Here is a 16,623-nt window from a genome sequence, read left to right as displayed (position 1 = left end):
CCTGTCCCTTCAGGATTAAATCAGGTCAGGTCGGCCATCAACACCTTGGAACGGCGCTGATAGTTGTACATCTCTTTTTTACTCTCGGGCAGTGACTCAATATCAACCGGCGTAAAGCCGCGCTCCTGAAACCAGTGGATGCTGCGCGTGGTTAACACAAACAGCTTTTGCAGTCCCATCTGCTTCGCCTGCAATGCCACGCGCTGCAGCAGCATCTCACCGCGTGAGGAGCTGCGATAGTCAGGATGAACCGCCACACAGGCCATCTCGCCAATCTTCTCATCCATAAACGGATAGAGGGCGGCACAGGCGATGGTCAGATTGTCGCGCTGAATAATCGTGAACTTATCGATCTCCATTTCCAGTTGCTCGCGTGAGCGACGCACCAGAATGCCCTGCTGCTCCAGCGGACGGATCAGTTCGAGGATACCGCCGATGTCGTTGATATTGGCGCGACGGATCTGCTCAGCCGACTCCATCACGATCTGCGTACCGATACCGTCGCGTGAGAAGAGCTCCTGCAACAGCGCGCCATCTTCCTGATAGCTGATGAGATGGCTGCGGCGGACTCCGCTGCGGCAGGCTTTCACCGCGCCACGCAGGAAGCGGACCGTACCAGAAAGATAATCACCTTCCTTTTCAATCTCGTCGATGCGGGCCTGTGCATCGTTCGGGAACAGCTCGGAGATGATTTCACCGTCGCTGTTCAGCACGCCCTGCTCGGAGCAGAAGCCGATCATTTTTTCCGCTTTGAGCTTAATTGCCAGCTGAGTAGCCACTTCTTCTGAAGTCAGATTAAAGCTCTCGCCGGTCACAGAGACCGCAACCGGACCCATCAGCACGATGGCATCGTTATCCAGCTGGCGATGAATCGCCTCTTCATCAATACGACGGATACGCCCGCTGTGGCAATAATCCACGCCATCATCCACGCCCAGCGGCTGTGAAATAATGAAGTTGCCGCTGACCACATTGATATGCGCGCCCTGCAGCGGGGTATTGTTAAGACTCATTGAAAGGCGGGCAGTGATATCTAACTGCAACCGACCCGCAGCCTGCTTCACTAACTCCAGCGATTGCGCATCAGTCACCCGGGTAAATTTATGATAAACCGGTTCCAGTTGCTGCTGAGCCAGGCTGGCGTCTATCTGTGGCCGTGCGCCATAAACCACCACCAGACGGATTCCCAGGCTGTGCAGCAGGCCGATATCGTTAACGATGCCAGAGAAGTTCTCATGCTCAATCGCCTCGCCACCCAGCATGATGACAAAGGTTTTACCCCGGTGGGCATTGATATAGGGAACGGTATGGCGAAAACCCTGAACCAGTTCGGTACTACGTTCCTTCACGGCCAACCTCAGTGAATGTTTATTCGTATTTTGTGTATTTTTATGCTTTTACGCCCGATTTTGCAAGTCTTAATCCTGACGAAAATTTACGTTTTTATGAGTGTCAAAGCCGCTAACAGCCTGCATTATTTAGGGTTTCCGGGGTGACATCATCCTGCGGATTGGATAAAGTTTTCGCCGCCATTTGATTAACTGGCGCTTTTTTAGACATAACACAGCAGCTGGAGCGGCATGTCAGACGGTAATTCCCATTTTTCACGCAGACGATTTTTACAGGGGACAGGTGCCTTACTGCTGCTGAGCGTCAGCCGCACAGGGCTGGCGGCAAAGAACCACATTGTGGCGGTGCGTATCTGGCCCTCGTCCACCTATTCGCGTATGACGCTGGAGTCCAGTGTCGCGCTGAAATACAAGCAGTTTGCGCTGAGCAATCCCGAACGTCTCGTCATAGATATTCAGGGCCTGCATCTTAATTCGGCCCTGAAAGGGGTAGATAAGCAGGTTCGGGTCGACGATCCCTTTATCAAAAATGCCCGGGTCGGCCAGTTCGACAGCAACACGGTGCGCGTCGTTCTGGAGCTGAAGCGCAACGTCGCACCGAAGATCTTTAATCTGGCTCCGGTCGCCGGTATCAATCACCGGCTGGTGGTCGATCTCTATCCGACCCAGAACCATGTGGAAGACGATCCGCTGCTGGCTCTGCTGAAAGATTATAATCAGGGCGATCTGGACAAGGATGAAGGGGTACAGGCACCGTTACCCGGCAAAGCGGGACGCGATCGTCCGATTATCATCATGATCGATCCCGGTCACGGTGGAGAAGATCCTGGCGCGCACGGCAAATATAAGACCCGCGAGAAAGATATTGTGCTGAAGATCGGACGGCGACTCAAAGCGCTGATCGATAAAGAGTCCCACATGAAAGCCTATATGACGCGCAATGAAGATGTCTTTATTCCGCTGCGCGTCCGGGTTGCCAAAGCCCGTAAACAGCGCGCCGATCTCTTTGTGTCTATTCATGCTGATGCCTTTACCAGTCGGGCAGCACGCGGCTCTTCGGTATTTGCTTTATCCACCAGCGGTGCCACTTCAGCCGCCGCCCGTTTCCTGGCGCAGACCCAGAATGAATCAGACCTGATTGGTGGCGTCAGCAAAAGCGGTGACCGCTATCTTGATCACACCATGTTCGATATGGTGCAGCGTCAGACGATTCATGACAGCCTGAAGTTTGGTAAAGAGGTGCTGCATCGCATGGGGCGCATCAACCATTTGCACAAACGCACCGTGGATCAGGCGGGATTTGCAGTGCTGAAAGCCCCGGATATCCCGTCAATCCTGGTAGAGACCGCGTTCATCAGTAATGTGGAAGAGGAGCGTAAGCTGCGAACCACCCGCTATCAGCATCAGGTGGCAGAGGCGATTCTGAACGGTATCAAAGCGTATGTAGAGAGTGGGGCGGCACTGGCCCATCGGTAAGGGTGTGCGGGTAGTCACGGCTATCCGCGCATTTATCTGCGGGAGAGAGGCTTAAGAGGAATTTACGAACGGCAGAAACAAAAAAACACCCTTTCAGGTGTTTAAATGATTGGTTGCGGGGGCCGGATTTGAACCGACGACCTTCGGGTTATGAGCCCGACGAGCTACCAGGCTGCTCCACCCCGCGTCCGTATCATACTTATTTCACATTGTGACTTCTGTAAAACAACTGCAGAAGTATTGGTTGCGGGGGCCGGATTTGAACCGACGACCTTCGGGTTATGAGCCCGACGAGCTACCAGGCTGCTCCACCCCGCGTCCGTATTGCTTCTATTACTTTTACTTCTCACACTGTGACTTCTGTAAAACTGCTGCAGAAGTATTGGTTGCGGGGGCCGGATTTGAACCGACGACCTTCGGGTTATGAGCCCGACGAGCTACCAGGCTGCTCCACCCCGCGTCCGTGGAAGCGCACTATACTCTCCGCGCTGATTCATGCAACCCCTTTTTAAAGATAAAAGCCAAATTAACAGCCAGTTGCTGAAGGATTCAACCATCTGGCTAATTATTGAACTGATATGCGCCAGGTCAAAGCGGATGCATTTCATTCTGTCGGGGGCTTTGCTATCGTCGCGGGGCGAACAGTTATAAAAAGAGAAGATAATGAAATCACATTGGGTGAAGTATGCACTCACTGGCGCGTTAATCACGCTGCTGGCGGCCTGTAGCTCTAAACCGACCGATCGCGGTCAGCAATATAAAGATGGCAAACTGGAACAGCCGCTGGCGCTGGTGAATCAGCCCAATGCTAAAGGTGCACCGGTTAATGGCAAAGACTTTGGCGATCAGGTGCGCCAGATTCAGTCCGCCTCATCCGCTCTTTATAGTCGTCAGAACGGCACCTACAGCGCAATTGAAAGCTGGCTGATGGCAGGTGCCGATACCCGGCAGCTTCGCCAGTATGGCCTGAACGCCTGGCAGATGGAGGGCACGGACAACTACGGTAACGTGCAGTTCACCGGTTACTACACGCCGGTCGTGGAAGCGCGCTACACCCGTCAGGGCGAATTCCAGTATCCGATCTACCGTATGCCGCCGCGCAAACGTGGAGAGAAGTTACCGAGCCGCGCCTCTATCTATAGTGGCGCACTTGATGATCGTTATGTCATTGCCTACAGCAACTCGCTGATCGATAACTTCATGATGGATGTGCAGGGCAGTGGTTACGTCGACTTTGGCGACGGCCGTCCGATGACCTTCTTCGGTTACGCCGGTAAAAATGGCTGGGGCTATCACAGTATCGGTAAAGAGCTGATCGACCGCGGTGAAGTGAAGCGCGAAGATATGTCGATGCAGGCGATTCGCCAGTGGGCGCAGGAGCACTCACCGCAGGAGGTGCGCGCGCTGCTGGAAACCAACCCGTCATTCGTCTTCTTTAAAGCTGAGCCGTTTACGCCGGTGCGCGGTGCCAGCGCCGTTCCGCTGGTAGCGAAAGCCTCGGTGGCCTCTGACCGCTCAATTATTCCGGCGGGCACCGTACTGCTGGCGGAAGTGCCGCAGTTGAATGAGAAGGGCAAATTCAACGGCAAATATGAGATGCGCCTGATGGTGGCGCTCGACGTGGGGGGCGCGATTAAAGGACAACACTTTGATATCTATCAGGGTATCGGCCCGGACGCCGCGCATCTGGCGGGCTTCTATAATCACTACGGCCGCGTCTGGGTGCTTAAAGCCGCACCGGGTGCCGGACAGCCGCTGTTCTCCAGCCCGCAAAACGGTAATAATGGTTCACTGCTTCTCGGCTCTAACTAATGTCTTCTCTGCGGGCCTCCGGGCCCGCACGACGTAACAGGTTCAACTATGAAAGTGTTAAATGACGCCTGGCATCAGCGCTTTGGCGGCACGGCGCGTCTCTATGGCCAGGATGCGCTGCAACGTTTTGCTGACGCACATTTCTGCGTCATCGGTATTGGCGGCGTCGGATCCTGGGCGGCGGAAGCGCTGGTACGCACCGGCATTGGTAAAATCACTCTGATAGATATGGATGATGTCTGTATTACCAATACTAACAGACAGCTTCATGCGTTGCAGGGCAACGTCGGCAAAGCCAAAACGGAGGTGATGGCGGAACGACTACGGGCGATCAATCCTGACTGCGACGTGATCTGCATTGATGACTTTATTACGCCCGAGAACACCGCCGAACTGATGGCCGCCGGTTTTGACTATGTGATCGATGCTATCGACAGCGTGCGGCCTAAAGCGGCACTGATCGCCTGGTGTCGCCGGAATAAGATCCCGCTGATCACCACCGGTGGCGCGGGTGGGCAGATTGATCCGACCCAGATCCAGGTCGCCGATCTGGCGAAAACCATTCAGGATCCGCTGGCGGCGAAGCTGCGCGAACGACTGAAAAGCCTGGGCGTGGTGAAAAGCAGTAAGGGCAAACTCGGCATCGACTGCGTTTTTTCTACCGAAGCGCTGGTCTATCCGCAGGCGGATGGCAGCGTCTGCGCTTCACGCAGTACGGCAGAGGGTCCGAAAAGAATGGATTGCACATCCGGGTTTGGTGCGGCCACCATGGTGACCGCCACCTTCGGCTTTGTGGCCGTTTCGCATGCGCTGAAGAAATTTCTGGCGCGCGCCGCGCGTCAGGATGCGGTCAGCGCCTGACGCGCGGCATGCTCTACCGCAGCGGCCAGCGCCTGCAGGCCGCTGCTGCGTGAGGCGCTGAGCTGGGCACGCAGCCCCAGCTCATCAAACAGGGTTAAGGGATCGGTGGCCAGTAATTGCTGCGGCGTCTGCCCTTCAACGGCGGTCAGCAGTATGGCAAGCAGGCCGCGCACGATCCGCCCTTCACTGTCACCATAGAAGTGCAGTGAGCCATCCTCACACAGCTGGCTGCCCAGCCAGACCCGGTTTTCACACCCGCTCAGTTCAATTTCCGCTGTTTTCAGTTCCTCCGGTAACGCAGGTAACTGGCGGCTTAGCTGAATCAGCTGACGATAACGATCCTCCCACTGATGAAAGCGGCCAAAGCTCTCTTTCAGACTGGCAACAGTAATCTGTTCGCCAAACGGGTGTGGCGCTAACCGCGATGAACACATAATCAAAACTCCGATAACAGCGCGATGGCGCTCTTCATGGCGCGCACCAGCGCATCAACATCCTGCAGATTATTATAGGGTGCAAAAGAGGCGCGCAGCGTGCCACTGACGCCCAGCGCCGCCAGCAAGGGCTGCGCACAGTGCTGACCAGCGCGCAGGGCGATTCCCTGCTCAGCCAGCAGCGTCACCAGATCGCTGTGATGCAGGTCAGCAAATTCAAAGGCCAGCAGGCTGGCATTGCCACAGCGGAAACTGCGAAAGCCGGGCAGTTCTGCCAGTTGCTCTTCCGCCAGCGAGGCAAGCTGCTGACTCCAGCGCTCGGCTTCGGGCAGATCGTACTGCGTCAGCCAGCTCAGTGCCGCACTCAATCCCACCACGCCAGCCACGTTCGGGGTGCCGGCTTCAAAACGCCACGGTATCGGCTGCGGCGTGAAACCATTGAAGTCGACATCCGTGATCATCTTACCGCCACCCTGCCAGGGCGTCATCGCCTCCAGCAGTTCCGCTTTGCCATATAACGCGCCAATGCCCATCGGGCCGTAAATTTTATGGCCGGAAAAAGCGTAAAAGTCGATATCCAGCGCCTGTACGTCAGGCGGACAGTGCACCACACCCTGCGCGCCATCTACCATTACTTTCGCCCCCACGGCATGTGCCAGCGGGATCGCCTGAGCAAGATCGGGGCATCCACCGGTGACATTCGACATCTGACCCACAGCCAGCAGGCGGGTACGGCTGTTGAGCAGAGCGGGTAACAGGCTGATATCGGGCAGACGATCGGGTCCTAACGGCCATTTTACGACGCGGGCACCACACGCCTGCGCAGCCATCAGCCAGGGGACCAGGTTGGCGTGGTGCTCAGCCTCACTCACCACGATCTCATCACCGGGCTGCAGGCGCGGACGCAGCCAGCTGTTCGCCACCAGGTTTATCGCTTCGGTGGTGCCGCGCGTCCAGACAATCTCACGATCGTCCGCGGCGTTAACCCAGCGGGCAACCTGATTGCGCGCCTGCTCATAGCGCTGGGTTAAGGCCTGGGCGGCGGCAAACTGGCTGCGATGAACCGTACCCGCACTGAGGCTGTAAAACTGCTGGGTGCTGTCAATAACGGCCTGCGGCTTCAGCGTGGTCGCGGCGCTGTCGAGATAGACGCCGGCGTCGGCGAGCGCGGGAAACTGCTGGCGGAATGCGGTGGGATTAAATGCGGTCATGCCGGGTCCATGATAAGAAAAATTAGGACCACACTGAAAGAATGGTCTGCGTCTGGCAAAGCTGGAAAAGCGCGTTATGCTGAATATTGCAAGGTTTGAACCAAACCCGCACAACGATCGGACGTTTAATAGTCGATCTCACTTATCGGCTGCCTCTGGTTAGCGTAACGCGGGTGGTTTGATGCAATCAATCTACAAGGAGATAGCAGATGAAAAAACTTACCGCACTACTGGCCGTGTGTACTCTGGCTTTTACCCTGAGTGCCTGTTCAAGCAATTATGTTATGCATACCAACGATGGTCGCACCATTGTGGCTGCCGGCAAGCCTAAAGTTGATAACGATACCGGCATGATCAGCTATAAAGATGCGAATGGCAACGAGCAGCAGATTAATCGCTCTGATGTCAAAGAAATGGTCGAGTCAAAGTAAGCAGCAAAAAAAAAGCACCGCAATTTGCGGTGCTATTTAAAAATCACTATGGACAGACAGGGTAAATCTACAGGAATTAAGAGTTCGATCCGCAATCGTCGGATCAAAAATTGCAAACACAACATCACGACCACAAGCCAAAAGCTTTCAGAAAATCTGCGAACTCACTCACAAATCTAAAAACTTTTCGTTCCGGCTCAGGAAGTGCGGCAACTATAGGTATTTGCTGGAGGTTCCTCAACGGACAAATTATAATGCCTCGGATTAAAAATTCTAATACGTAAACGCTTTGTATAAGCCTGCGTATTTTTCGCCGATCCGGATACGGAAAACCATGTCGAAACGCCTTCCTCCTCTTAACGCACTGCGGGTTTTTGATGCCGCTGCGCGCCATTTAAGCTTTACTAAAGCCGCTGAAGAGCTGTTTGTCACCCAGGCTGCCGTAAGCCATCAGATTAAATCTCTGGAAGATTTTCTGGGTTTAAAGCTGTTTCGCCGGAGGAATCGTTCGCTGTTACTGACTGAAGAAGGGCAAAGCTACTATCTCGATATCAAAGAGATTTTCTCGGCACTTAACGAAGCGACCCGCAAACTGCAGGCGCGCAGTGCCAAGGGAGCGCTGACCGTCAGTTTACTGCCAAGCTTTGCTATTCAGTGGCTGGTTCCCCGCCTCTCCAGCTTTAATATGGCTTATCCGGGGATCGATGTGCGTATCCAGGCTGTTGACCGCGATGAAGAGAAACTGGCCGACGATGTCGACGTGGCAATTTTCTATGGACGCGGCAACTGGCCCGGCCTGCGGGTTGAGAAACTCTATGCTGAATATCTGCTGCCGGTCTGTTCGCCATCACTGATGACCGGCGATAATCCGCTGAAAACGCCGGTAGATCTCTCGCGCTTTACCCTGCTGCATGACGCCTCCCGCCGTGACTGGCAATCGTATATCCGCCAGCTGGGCCTGCAGCATATAAATGTTCAGCAGGGGCCGATCTTCAGCCACAGCGCCATGGTGTTGCAGGCGGCGATTCATGGTCAGGGCGTGGCGCTGGCCAACAACGTCATGGCGCAGAGCGAAATAGAGGCCGGGCGATTAATCTGTCCGTTTAATGATGTATTAGTCAGTAAAAACGCTTTTTATCTGGTTTGTCATGACAGTCAGGCAGAACTGGGTAAAATAGCCGCCTTCCGACAGTGGATCCTGGAAAAAGCTGCAACCGAACAAGAAAAATTCCGCTTTCGCTATCAACAATAACATATTGATTTATTTGCATTACGATGCAAAAGCACTCTGAGGATCGGTTAATGTCCAGTCGTGCCATGTTTGTTTTTGCGGCTATCAGCGGATTTCTGCTGGTGGCTTTTGGTGCATTTGGTGCCCACGTTTTAAGTCAGTCGCTGGGTGCTGCTGAAATGGCCTGGATTCACACCGGGCTGGAATATCAGGCTTATCACACGTTAGCGGTGATGGGACTGGGTGCCGCGATGTTACGCCGCGCCAATATCTGGTTTTACTGGAGCAGTGCGCTGATGGCGCTCGGCACCGTGTTGTTTAGTGGCAGCCTCTATTGTCTGGCGCTGTCACATCTGAAGTTTTGGGTTTTTATCACACCGGTGGGCGGGGTCTGTTTCCTCGCCGGTTGGTTATTGATGTTGATTGGCGCGCTGCGTCTTAAACGAAAGGCAGAACGCCATGAATAAAGTTTTACTCTATTGTCGTCCCGGTTTTGAAAAAGAGTGTGCGGCGGAAATCAGCGCCAAAGCGGCTGAACGTGAAATCTACGGCTTTCCGCGGGTTAAAGATGACTCCGGCTACGTGCTGTTTGAGTGCTATCAGTTTGAAGATGCTGAGCGTCTGGCGCGTGAGTTACCGTTTGACGAGCTGATCTTTGCCCGTCAGATACTGGTCGTGGGCGAAATGCTGCGTGACCTGCCGCAGGAAGATCGCATCACCCCGATTGTCGGCATGCTGACTGGCGTGGTGGAGAAGGGCGGCGAACTGCGTGTGGAAGTGCCTGACACTAACGAAGCGAAAGAGCTGACCAAATTCTGCCGCAAGTTCACCGTGCCGCTGCGTTCAGCACTGCGTGAAAGCAAGATTCTGCTGAATTATGAAAGTTCGAAACGCCCGGTTGTTCATGTGTTTTTCATCGCGCCAGGCACCTGCTACGTCGGCTACTCCATCCGGGAGAACAGCTCGCCGTTTTACATGGGTATCCCACGCCTTAAATTTCCTTCCGATGCGCCAAGCCGTTCCACACTTAAGCTGGAAGAGGCGTTCCACGTCTTTATTCCTGCGGATGAGTGGGATGAGCGTTTAGCCAGCGGCATGTACGCCGTGGATCTCGGAGCCTGCCCGGGCGGCTGGACCTGGCAGCTGGTCCAGCGCAGCATGATGGTTTATGCAGTGGACAACGGACCGATGGCCCCGAGCCTGATGGATACCGGCCAGGTGATGCACGAGAAAGCTGATGGGTTTAAATTCCGTCCGCCACGCACCAACATCAGCTGGCTGGTATGTGACATGGTGGAGAAGCCGGTGCGCGTGGCTAACCTGATGACCGACTGGCTGGTTAACGGCTGGTGTCGTGAAGCGATCTTCAACCTCAAATTGCCGATGAAAAAGCGTTATGAAGAGGTCACGCAGAATCTGGCCATGATGCAGGAGCGCTTTGATGAGAATGGCATCAATGTGCAGATTCGCGCCCGCCAGCTCTATCATGACCGCGAAGAGGTGACGGTTCATGTGCGCCGTATCTGGGCAGCGACCGGTGGTCGTCGCGACGAACGTTAATCGCCGGGCTGAGTGAAGCTGCACTCAGCCGGTGTAACGCAGCGTATTCAGATTGCCCTGCAATTCCAGATCCCGCTTCAGCGTAGCCACCTGACGGCTGATCTCAGCCATCTGCTGGCCTTCAGCAAGCTTTTCCTGCCATCTGGCGGGTACCTTATCCAGTTGCTGATAGATCCCTTCAAGCGTATGAAACTCTGCCAGCAGCTGTTTCGCGCTTTTGGGGCCGATGCCGGTAATGCCTGGAATTTTACTGCTGCTGATGCCGCACAACCCCCAGTAGTCGGGGAGTAACCGGGGGGCCACACCAAATTCAACTTCGATAAAAGGCAGATCGAGCCAGCGTTTCTGAAAGTAGTCGCGGATGCGGATTTCGGGGGCCAGCAGCTGACAGTAGCCTTTGTCGGTGGACACGATGGTGGCCTGATGTCCGGCCTGAGCCATTTTCACCGCCAGCGTCGCCGCCAGATCATCTGCCTCATCCTCGCCCGCTATCCAGCAGCTTACGCCTGCCGAACGAAAAGCCTCCTGCAATGCCGGCATCTCTGCCTGTAAATCGTCTGGCATCGGCGGGCGACCGCTTTTGTAATCGGGCAGCAGCTGATGTCGCCAGCCCTGATGACGTGCTTCGCCATCAAAAACCGCCACAGCATGAGTCGGACGGGCGTGGCCCAGAATCTGGCGCAGCGCAGCTACGCAGCCGTCGACACAGGGGGAGCCTTGTACCGCATGCAGACGGCGAATCAGATTCAGCGCGTCAACAATAACAAGATGAAGAGCCATGAGCGTATGGGCAGCCCGGGGGCTGCCTCCTGGTTTATTTGATAATTTCGTAGCAGGGGATGTAGGCAGTGCCAGGCAGTTTCATGCGTTGCTGGGCAACGAATCCCTGTAGCAGCTCATCCATGCGGTGCATGATGTCGGGATCGCCATGCAGTTTGTAGCGTCCCTTCTCGCGGATTTCGCGGATGCCCATCTCTTTGACATTACCGGCGACGATACCTGAGAAGGCACGGCGCAGGTCGGCAGCCAGCTTCTCGGGAGGCTGATTGGTATAAAGATTGAGGTTGGCCATATTTTCATGCGTTGGCATGAACGGCACCTGCAGATCGGGCTCAATGCGAATCGACCAGTTAAAGCTGTACGCATCGCCGGTTTCACGACGGTTCTCTTTCACCTGCGGCATCGCTTTCTTCATCAGACGTGCCACTTCTGCTGCATCGTTAATGATGATCTGATAATGCTTACGCGCCTGCTCACCCAGGGTGTTCACGATGAAATCATCCAGAACGCGGAAGTAATCGGCACTCTCTTCCGGGCCGGTCAGAATCAGCGGCAATACCTGGTCGTTGTTCTGCGGATTCATCAGGATGCCCAGCAGATAGAGTAGCTCTTCAGCCGTACCAACGCCGCCCGGGAAAATGATGATGCCATGAGCGATACGCACAAACGCTTCCAGACGTTTTTCAATGTCCGGCATGATGATCAGCTCATTCACCAGTGGATTCGGCGGTTCAGCTGCAATAATTGAGGGTTCGGTGAGGCCGATAAAGCGGCTGTCGCGATAGCGCTGCTGAGCATGGCCAACTGCTGCGCCTTTCATCGGCGCTTCCATCACGCCTGGCCCGCAGCCGGTACAGATATTCAGTTCACGCAGTCCAAGCTGCGTACCGACATTGCGGCAATACTGATACTCAACGGCGTTGATTGAGTGACCACCCCAGCAGACTACGGTGTTGGGATACTCGCCGATGTGCAGAGCCCGCGCATTACGCAGAATGGAAAATACCGTGTTGGTGATGGTGGCAGAATCATTCTCTTCGGCTGCGCTTAACCGGCCCGGTATGTTGAGCTGGCCGCTGACAAACAGGATGTCACGCAATACCGCAAACAGGTTAGCCTGTAGTGAGCGAATAATGCGGCCATCCACGAACGCCTCTTCCGGCGGATTGATCAGTTCCAGTTTGACGCCGCGCTCCTGGCGCAGCACGTTGATGTCGAAGTTCTCAAAGCGGGAGAGCAATTCGTGGCTGCTGTCAGTCTGGCTGCCGGAGTTAAGCACGGCCAGAGAGCAATTGCGAAACAGCTGATAAAGGTCGCTGCTGGCTGTGCGCTTGAGCATGTCGACTTCCAGCTGCGAGAGCAGATCCATTGAGCCAAGTGGGCTGATATGGGTAATCAAATGAACTCCTTTACACCCGCCTGGGTGCGTGTTGGCACTGCAACGGCAGTGACGAAAATCCCTGGTCGGCAACCCGCAGGTTGCCGCCTTCACCAGAGTAGCCTTGTCGGCCCGCACAGCTCAAGCGGAACTGCGCTTATGCCACCCAGCCTGAGAGAAGCCTCGCAAACTACTGACGGACCAGCCGCGAAAAACCGGGCGAGAAGGGCACATTGGTGCGCCACGGGTTAATATCCAGCCCACCACGTCGGGTGTAGCGCGCATAGACCGTCAGCGCTTCCGGCTGGCAGAATCGCATCACATCATTAAAGATGCGCTCAACACACTGCTCATGAAATTCGTTGTGCTGGCGGAATGAGACCAGATAGCGCAGCAGTGCTTCACGTGCGATGCGCGGGCCTTTATAGCGGATCATGACCGATCCCCAGTCGGGCTGGTTGGTAATCAGGCAGTTCGACTTGAGCAGATGGCTGACCAGCGTCTCTTCAACGATTTCGCTGCCTGCGGCATCAGCCAGATAGTCAGCATTGAAGCGATAATCCTCGATGGCGATATCCTGCTCATCAATACAGCAACCCTCAAAATGACCAATCGGCTGGCCTTCTATTTCATTGAGTCGGAACAGCGCGACCCGCGCTTCCCCTTCAGCACAGGCACTCAGATCCCGCTCCAGCGTCTGGCGAACCTCACCCCAGTCGGCAAAGCGGGTCTGATTGAAACTGTTCAGGTAGAGCTTGAAGCTTTTCGACTCAATAAGATTGCGGCTCTGCGCATCCAGCACCACTTCGCCAACGGCAACCTGTGGCAGACCTTTGCTGTTTAGCCACGAGAGTTCATACAGGGTCCAGATATCGCTGCCGGTAAAGGGCAGACTGTCGGGAAACAGGCCAAGCGGTTCCCGGTTCAGGCTGCGCGGCACCGCCTGTAGTAAGCTGTTGTCATACCGATCGTGATAGGCTGTGGGTTTGCCCAGCGTCAGGTTACTGAGCGCCTGATCCTGTTCATGCGTAGTCATTGCGGTTACCACCAAAATTAATCAAAGTGGCTAAGTGTAACCTATCAGAAGTGAGAATATGAATGATGCAGCAAACTGCCGCCGCGTTGCGCGATTTTACCACCCGATACTGTCAGCACTGGCTTCAGCAGGCCGGGCATGCGCCGGCCAGCGGCGATCTCTATGGCGTCCCCTCGCCCTGTGCACTGGAAGAACGCGAGCAGCAGGTCGTCTGGCAGCCGCAGCCGTTTAGTCTGCCACCGACCCTAGATGCGGTTGAGCGGGCGGTCGACATCCAGCTTCAGCCGCCGATCACGGAATTTTATACCACGCAGTTTGCCGGCGATATGCAGGCCCGTTTTGGTGAGAATCAGCTGACTCTTTTACAGGTGTGGAGCGAGGAGGATTTCCTGCGGTTACAGGAGAATCTGATTGGGCATCTGGTGATGCAGCGCCGCCTCCGACAGTCGCCTACGCTGTTTATTGCCACCACCGATTCAGAGGAAGAGATCATCTCTCTGTCTAATCTCAGCGGTGAAGTGATCCTGGAGCAGCCTGGTCGTAAACAGCGTGTGGTCCTGGCAGATAGTCTTGAGATATTTCTTAAGTCATTACAACCGGTTATCATCTGAATTGCAGTTATTTGCCGCCTGGCTTGTGAGATATCTCTTACAACTACTGTGAGAGATCGCCATATAAAAATTAAGACATCCGGAAGGCCCAGATGTAAAAATATTGTGAATCATCAACTTAATGGCGTTAATCTGAATTTGTGCAGCACATTTCGTAAAGTTTCGCTGTAAGTACCTTGTGCGCGTAACGAGTTCTGTCAAAATGTTTCGCACTGCAGGATGCTCAGGAAACAGATATCGTCAGGATGATGATAAGCCATGAGGCAGGAACGTAACGGAGCTTACGGCACACGGAAGGTTTCAGGATGAAACAGGATCGCTCAGGCGTGAGCAAGGGACACCTCCAGGATGGAGAATGAGAACCCCTCAGAAGAGGTGGTGGGCCAGGATGCTAAGGATACATCAGGACGATGCGCGACAGGAGTTCGCACTGGACAAGTTGTCATGGAAGAGCAGGGAGCACAAACGTAGCAGGATGGCTGCAAACGAACCGGGAGCACTGTTTATACAGTGCTCCTTTTTTTGTGCCTGTGCCAACAAGTGATATGCTTGCCGCCCATTTTTGACTGCTTGCAGGAGGTGGCGCATGACGCCTGAACAATTGATTACGCAACGGCTGGAGCAACTGGAAGCGGTGATGCGTGAGCACCATCTCTGGCAGAGTACCCCTCCGTCCGGAGACGCGCTCGAGAGCCGTGAACCCTTTTGCCTGGATACGCTGGAGCCGCTGCAGTGGCTCCAGTGGGTGCTGCTTCCGCGGATGCATGCCCTGATTGCGGCTCAGCATCCGTTACCGCAAAACTTTGCCGTTGCTCCCTACTACGAGGTGGCGCTGGTGCCTGACCAGCCCGGCATTGCGCCGCTACTACTGACCCTGCGTCAGCTTGATGCGTTGATGAAGGATGCAGCCCACTGATGCTGGAGATACTCTATCAGGATGAGTGGCTGGTTGCCGTCAACAAGCCCAGCGGCTGGCTGGTTCATCGCAGCTGGCTGGATCGCCATGAAACGGTGTTTGTGATGCAGACCGTTCGCGATCAGATTGGACAGCATGTGTTTACCGCGCATCGGCTGGACAAACCCACCTCAGGCGTACTGCTGATGGGGCTTTCAAGCGAAGTCGGCCGTCTGCTTTCCCTGCAGTTCGAACAGCACCAGATGCAGAAAACCTATCACGCTGTCGTACGCGGCTGGCTGGAGAGCAGCGGAACGCTCGACTATCCGCTGGTGGAAGAGCTGGATAAAATTGCTGACAGGCACGCCACTGAAGCGCGTACCGCACAGCCCGCCGTCACCGATTATCAGTCACTGGCGACGGTCGAGATGCCGGTCGGCATTGGCCGCTATCCCACATCGCGTTACAGCCTGGTTGAAATGGCCCCTAAAACCGGTCGTAAGCATCAGCTGCGTCGTCATATGTCGCACCTGCGTCATCCGATTATTGGCGATTCGGCGCACGGTGATTTGCGCCAGAACCGGGGTGCTGCCGAACATTTTGGCGCTAACCGGCTGATGCTGCACGCCAGCAGCCTGGCACTCACCCATCCGGTGACCGGCGAACCTTTACTGATCCGCGCCGGACTGGATGGCGTCTGGCAAAACCTGATGAACCAGTTTGGCTGGCAGGATCGCATTCCTGAGGTGCCGCGGGTTGAGTTTAACGCCGCGCCAGGACAGGATAACGTTTCAGAATAAGGGAGAAAGCAGATGGCAAAGATTGGCATTTTTGTGGGGACGGTATACGGCAATGCGCTGCTGGTGGCGGAAGAAGCGGAGCCCGTTCTGCAGCAGCAGGGTCACAGCGTCACCGTGTTTGACGATCCGACGCTGGCAGACTGGCAGAACTATGCCAGCGACGTGGCGTTAATTGTCACCTCAACCACCGGACAAGGCGATTTTCCCGACACGATTTCAGGCCTGTTCCATGCCGTTAAAGATAAGCTGGGTCATCAGCCTGCGTTGCGCTATGGCGTGATTGCGCTGGGTGACAGCAGTTACGACCATTTTTGTGGCGCGGGTAAAACTTTCGATGCGCTGCTGCGGGAGCAGGGCGCACAGCGGGTCGGTGAGGTGTTACTGGTTGATGCCACCGAAAATCCTGAGCCGGAAGCGGTGACCTCTCCGTGGGTTGAAGCCTGGGGCGCGCAGCTCTGATGGCGACGCCAGGCTTATTGCTGCCTTAATAGTGATAATCGGCATGCCGCTGGACCGGCTGTCCGGTTTCGATGCATCGGCAAAAATCATTGGCTATCAACGCCTCGGGGATACGTCCTTTTCAGCCCTGATAAGATTTTGCCATGTATGACGAGATGATCGCCGGTTCATCCTGTTCGGAAGTGTGACTTAATACTATGGCTGGCGTGCTGTGCCCCCGGTTTTTCGTCGGCACCGCCTTTACTGGCATCCAGCGCAAATTCAGAATAGATCAGGCTAAATAGATGACAGAAAAGGGC

The 16,623-nt window shown here is 55.1% G+C and carries 17 protein-coding genes and 3 tRNA genes; 11 read left to right on the top strand and 9 right to left on the bottom strand.

The window, feature by feature from the left end:
- Positions 1 to 20: 20 nt before the first annotated feature.
- Entirely contained in the window at positions 21 to 1,349 is a 1,329-nt protein-coding gene (gene argA / locus F3I20_RS13550) for an amino-acid N-acetyltransferase (RefSeq protein ID WP_013358908.1), read from the bottom strand.
- A 231-nt stretch (positions 1,350 to 1,580) separates the two neighbouring features.
- On the opposite strand from argA, the gene amiC reads away from it, so the two are divergent.
- Complete coding sequence (gene amiC, locus F3I20_RS13545; protein WP_150014088.1) at positions 1,581 to 2,825, top strand: N-acetylmuramoyl-L-alanine amidase AmiC; 1,245 nt, start codon at positions 1,581 to 1,583, stop codon at positions 2,823 to 2,825.
- A gap of 110 nt (positions 2,826 to 2,935) precedes the next feature.
- On the opposite strand, the gene F3I20_RS13540 is transcribed toward amiC, so the two are convergent.
- The 3 genes from F3I20_RS13540 to F3I20_RS13530 all read right to left on the bottom strand — a co-directional run bounded on the left by F3I20_RS13540 (position 2,936) and on the right by F3I20_RS13530 (position 3,285).
- Positions 2,936 to 3,012 (bottom strand) — tRNA-Met (locus F3I20_RS13540).
- 54 nt (positions 3,013 to 3,066) lie between these two features.
- Positions 3,067 to 3,143 (bottom strand) — tRNA-Met (locus tag F3I20_RS13535).
- Positions 3,144 to 3,208: 65 nt separating this feature from the next.
- Positions 3,209 to 3,285, bottom strand: a tRNA-Met gene (locus F3I20_RS13530).
- Between the two features lie 203 nt (positions 3,286 to 3,488).
- Between F3I20_RS13530 and mltA the strand changes: the two genes are divergently transcribed.
- Both mltA and tcdA read left to right on the top strand, forming a co-directional pair.
- Positions 3,489 to 4,637 (top strand): murein transglycosylase A, encoded by a 1,149-nt coding sequence (mltA, locus tag F3I20_RS13525; protein WP_150037785.1) that lies wholly within the window; start codon positions 3,489 to 3,491, stop codon positions 4,635 to 4,637.
- A gap of 48 nt (positions 4,638 to 4,685) precedes the next feature.
- The gene (tcdA, locus tag F3I20_RS13520) at positions 4,686 to 5,498 is read left to right on the top strand and encodes a tRNA cyclic N6-threonylcarbamoyladenosine(37) synthase TcdA (RefSeq protein WP_013358904.1); all 813 of its coding nucleotides are present in this window, start codon (positions 4,686 to 4,688) and stop codon (positions 5,496 to 5,498) included.
- On the opposite strand, the gene csdE is transcribed toward tcdA, so the two are convergent.
- Together csdE and csdA are read right to left on the bottom strand one after the other, a co-directional pair.
- Positions 5,477 to 5,932 (bottom strand): cysteine desulfurase sulfur acceptor subunit CsdE, encoded by a 456-nt coding sequence (csdE, locus tag F3I20_RS13515; RefSeq protein WP_150014082.1) that lies wholly within the window; start codon positions 5,930 to 5,932, stop codon positions 5,477 to 5,479. The genes tcdA and csdE overlap by 22 nt on opposite strands.
- 2 nt (positions 5,933 to 5,934) lie before the next feature.
- A complete protein-coding gene (gene csdA / locus F3I20_RS13510) occupies positions 5,935 to 7,143 on the bottom strand; it encodes a cysteine desulfurase CsdA (protein WP_150014080.1) in 1,209 nt (402 codons plus the stop codon).
- 209 nt (positions 7,144 to 7,352) lie between these two features.
- On the opposite strand from csdA, the gene F3I20_RS13505 reads away from it, so the two are divergent.
- The 4 genes from F3I20_RS13505 to rlmM all read left to right on the top strand — a co-directional run bounded on the left by F3I20_RS13505 (position 7,353) and on the right by rlmM (position 10,365).
- Positions 7,353 to 7,574, top strand: coding sequence for a YgdI/YgdR family lipoprotein (locus F3I20_RS13505; RefSeq protein WP_150014078.1), 222 nt, complete (start codon positions 7,353 to 7,355; stop codon positions 7,572 to 7,574).
- A 334-nt stretch (positions 7,575 to 7,908) separates the two neighbouring features.
- Complete coding sequence (locus F3I20_RS13500) at positions 7,909 to 8,826, top strand: transcriptional regulator GcvA (RefSeq protein WP_150014076.1); 918 nt, start codon at positions 7,909 to 7,911, stop codon at positions 8,824 to 8,826.
- Positions 8,827 to 8,876: 50 nt separating this feature from the next.
- Entirely contained in the window at positions 8,877 to 9,272 is a 396-nt protein-coding gene (locus F3I20_RS13495) for a DUF423 domain-containing protein (RefSeq protein ID WP_150014074.1), read from the top strand.
- Positions 9,265 to 10,365, top strand: a complete 1,101-nt coding sequence (gene rlmM, locus F3I20_RS13490) for a 23S rRNA (cytidine(2498)-2'-O)-methyltransferase RlmM (RefSeq protein ID WP_150014072.1) — start codon at positions 9,265 to 9,267, stop codon at positions 10,363 to 10,365. The genes F3I20_RS13495 and rlmM overlap by 8 nt, the downstream gene beginning before the upstream one ends.
- Positions 10,366 to 10,389: 24 nt before the next feature.
- Here the strand turns inward: rlmM and xni are convergent, their stop codons facing one another.
- From xni to queF, 3 genes are all read right to left on the bottom strand, one after another.
- Positions 10,390 to 11,145, bottom strand: coding sequence for a flap endonuclease Xni (gene xni, locus F3I20_RS13485; protein ID WP_150037784.1), 756 nt, complete (start codon positions 11,143 to 11,145; stop codon positions 10,390 to 10,392).
- Between the two features lie 34 nt (positions 11,146 to 11,179).
- Positions 11,180 to 12,544, bottom strand: a complete 1,365-nt coding sequence (gene ppnN, locus F3I20_RS13480) for a nucleotide 5'-monophosphate nucleosidase PpnN (protein ID WP_150014068.1) — start codon at positions 12,542 to 12,544, stop codon at positions 11,180 to 11,182.
- Positions 12,545 to 12,713: 169 nt separating this feature from the next.
- Positions 12,714 to 13,559, bottom strand: a complete 846-nt coding sequence (gene queF / locus F3I20_RS13475; RefSeq protein ID WP_150014066.1) for an NADPH-dependent 7-cyano-7-deazaguanine reductase QueF — start codon at positions 13,557 to 13,559, stop codon at positions 12,714 to 12,716.
- A gap of 62 nt (positions 13,560 to 13,621) precedes the next feature.
- Here queF and syd point away from each other — a divergent pair, with 62 nt between their 5' ends.
- The 4 genes from syd to F3I20_RS13455 all read left to right on the top strand — a co-directional run bounded on the left by syd (position 13,622) and on the right by F3I20_RS13455 (position 16,324).
- Complete coding sequence (gene syd, locus F3I20_RS13470) at positions 13,622 to 14,170, top strand: SecY-interacting protein (RefSeq protein WP_150037783.1); 549 nt, start codon at positions 13,622 to 13,624, stop codon at positions 14,168 to 14,170.
- A 586-nt stretch (positions 14,171 to 14,756) separates the two neighbouring features.
- Entirely contained in the window at positions 14,757 to 15,086 is a 330-nt protein-coding gene (locus tag F3I20_RS13465) for a YqcC family protein (RefSeq protein ID WP_150014062.1), read from the top strand.
- On the top strand, positions 15,086 to 15,865 hold the full coding sequence (gene truC / locus F3I20_RS13460) for a tRNA pseudouridine(65) synthase TruC (RefSeq protein ID WP_013358894.1): 780 nt from the start codon (positions 15,086 to 15,088) through the stop codon (positions 15,863 to 15,865). The genes F3I20_RS13465 and truC overlap by 1 nt, the downstream gene beginning before the upstream one ends.
- A gap of 12 nt (positions 15,866 to 15,877) precedes the next feature.
- Positions 15,878 to 16,324 carry a flavodoxin gene (locus tag F3I20_RS13455; RefSeq protein ID WP_150037782.1) on the top strand — a complete coding sequence of 149 codons (447 nt, stop codon included), beginning with the start codon at positions 15,878 to 15,880 and terminating at the stop codon, positions 16,322 to 16,324.
- Positions 16,325 to 16,623 lie beyond the last annotated feature (299 nt).

Source organism: Candidatus Pantoea gossypiicola, from assembly GCF_008632075.1.
Lineage (GTDB): Bacteria > Pseudomonadota > Gammaproteobacteria > Enterobacterales > Enterobacteriaceae > Pantoea > Pantoea gossypiicola.
Note: the sequence above shows the minus strand (reverse complement) of the source record. Positions and strands in the feature narration are given on the sequence as shown.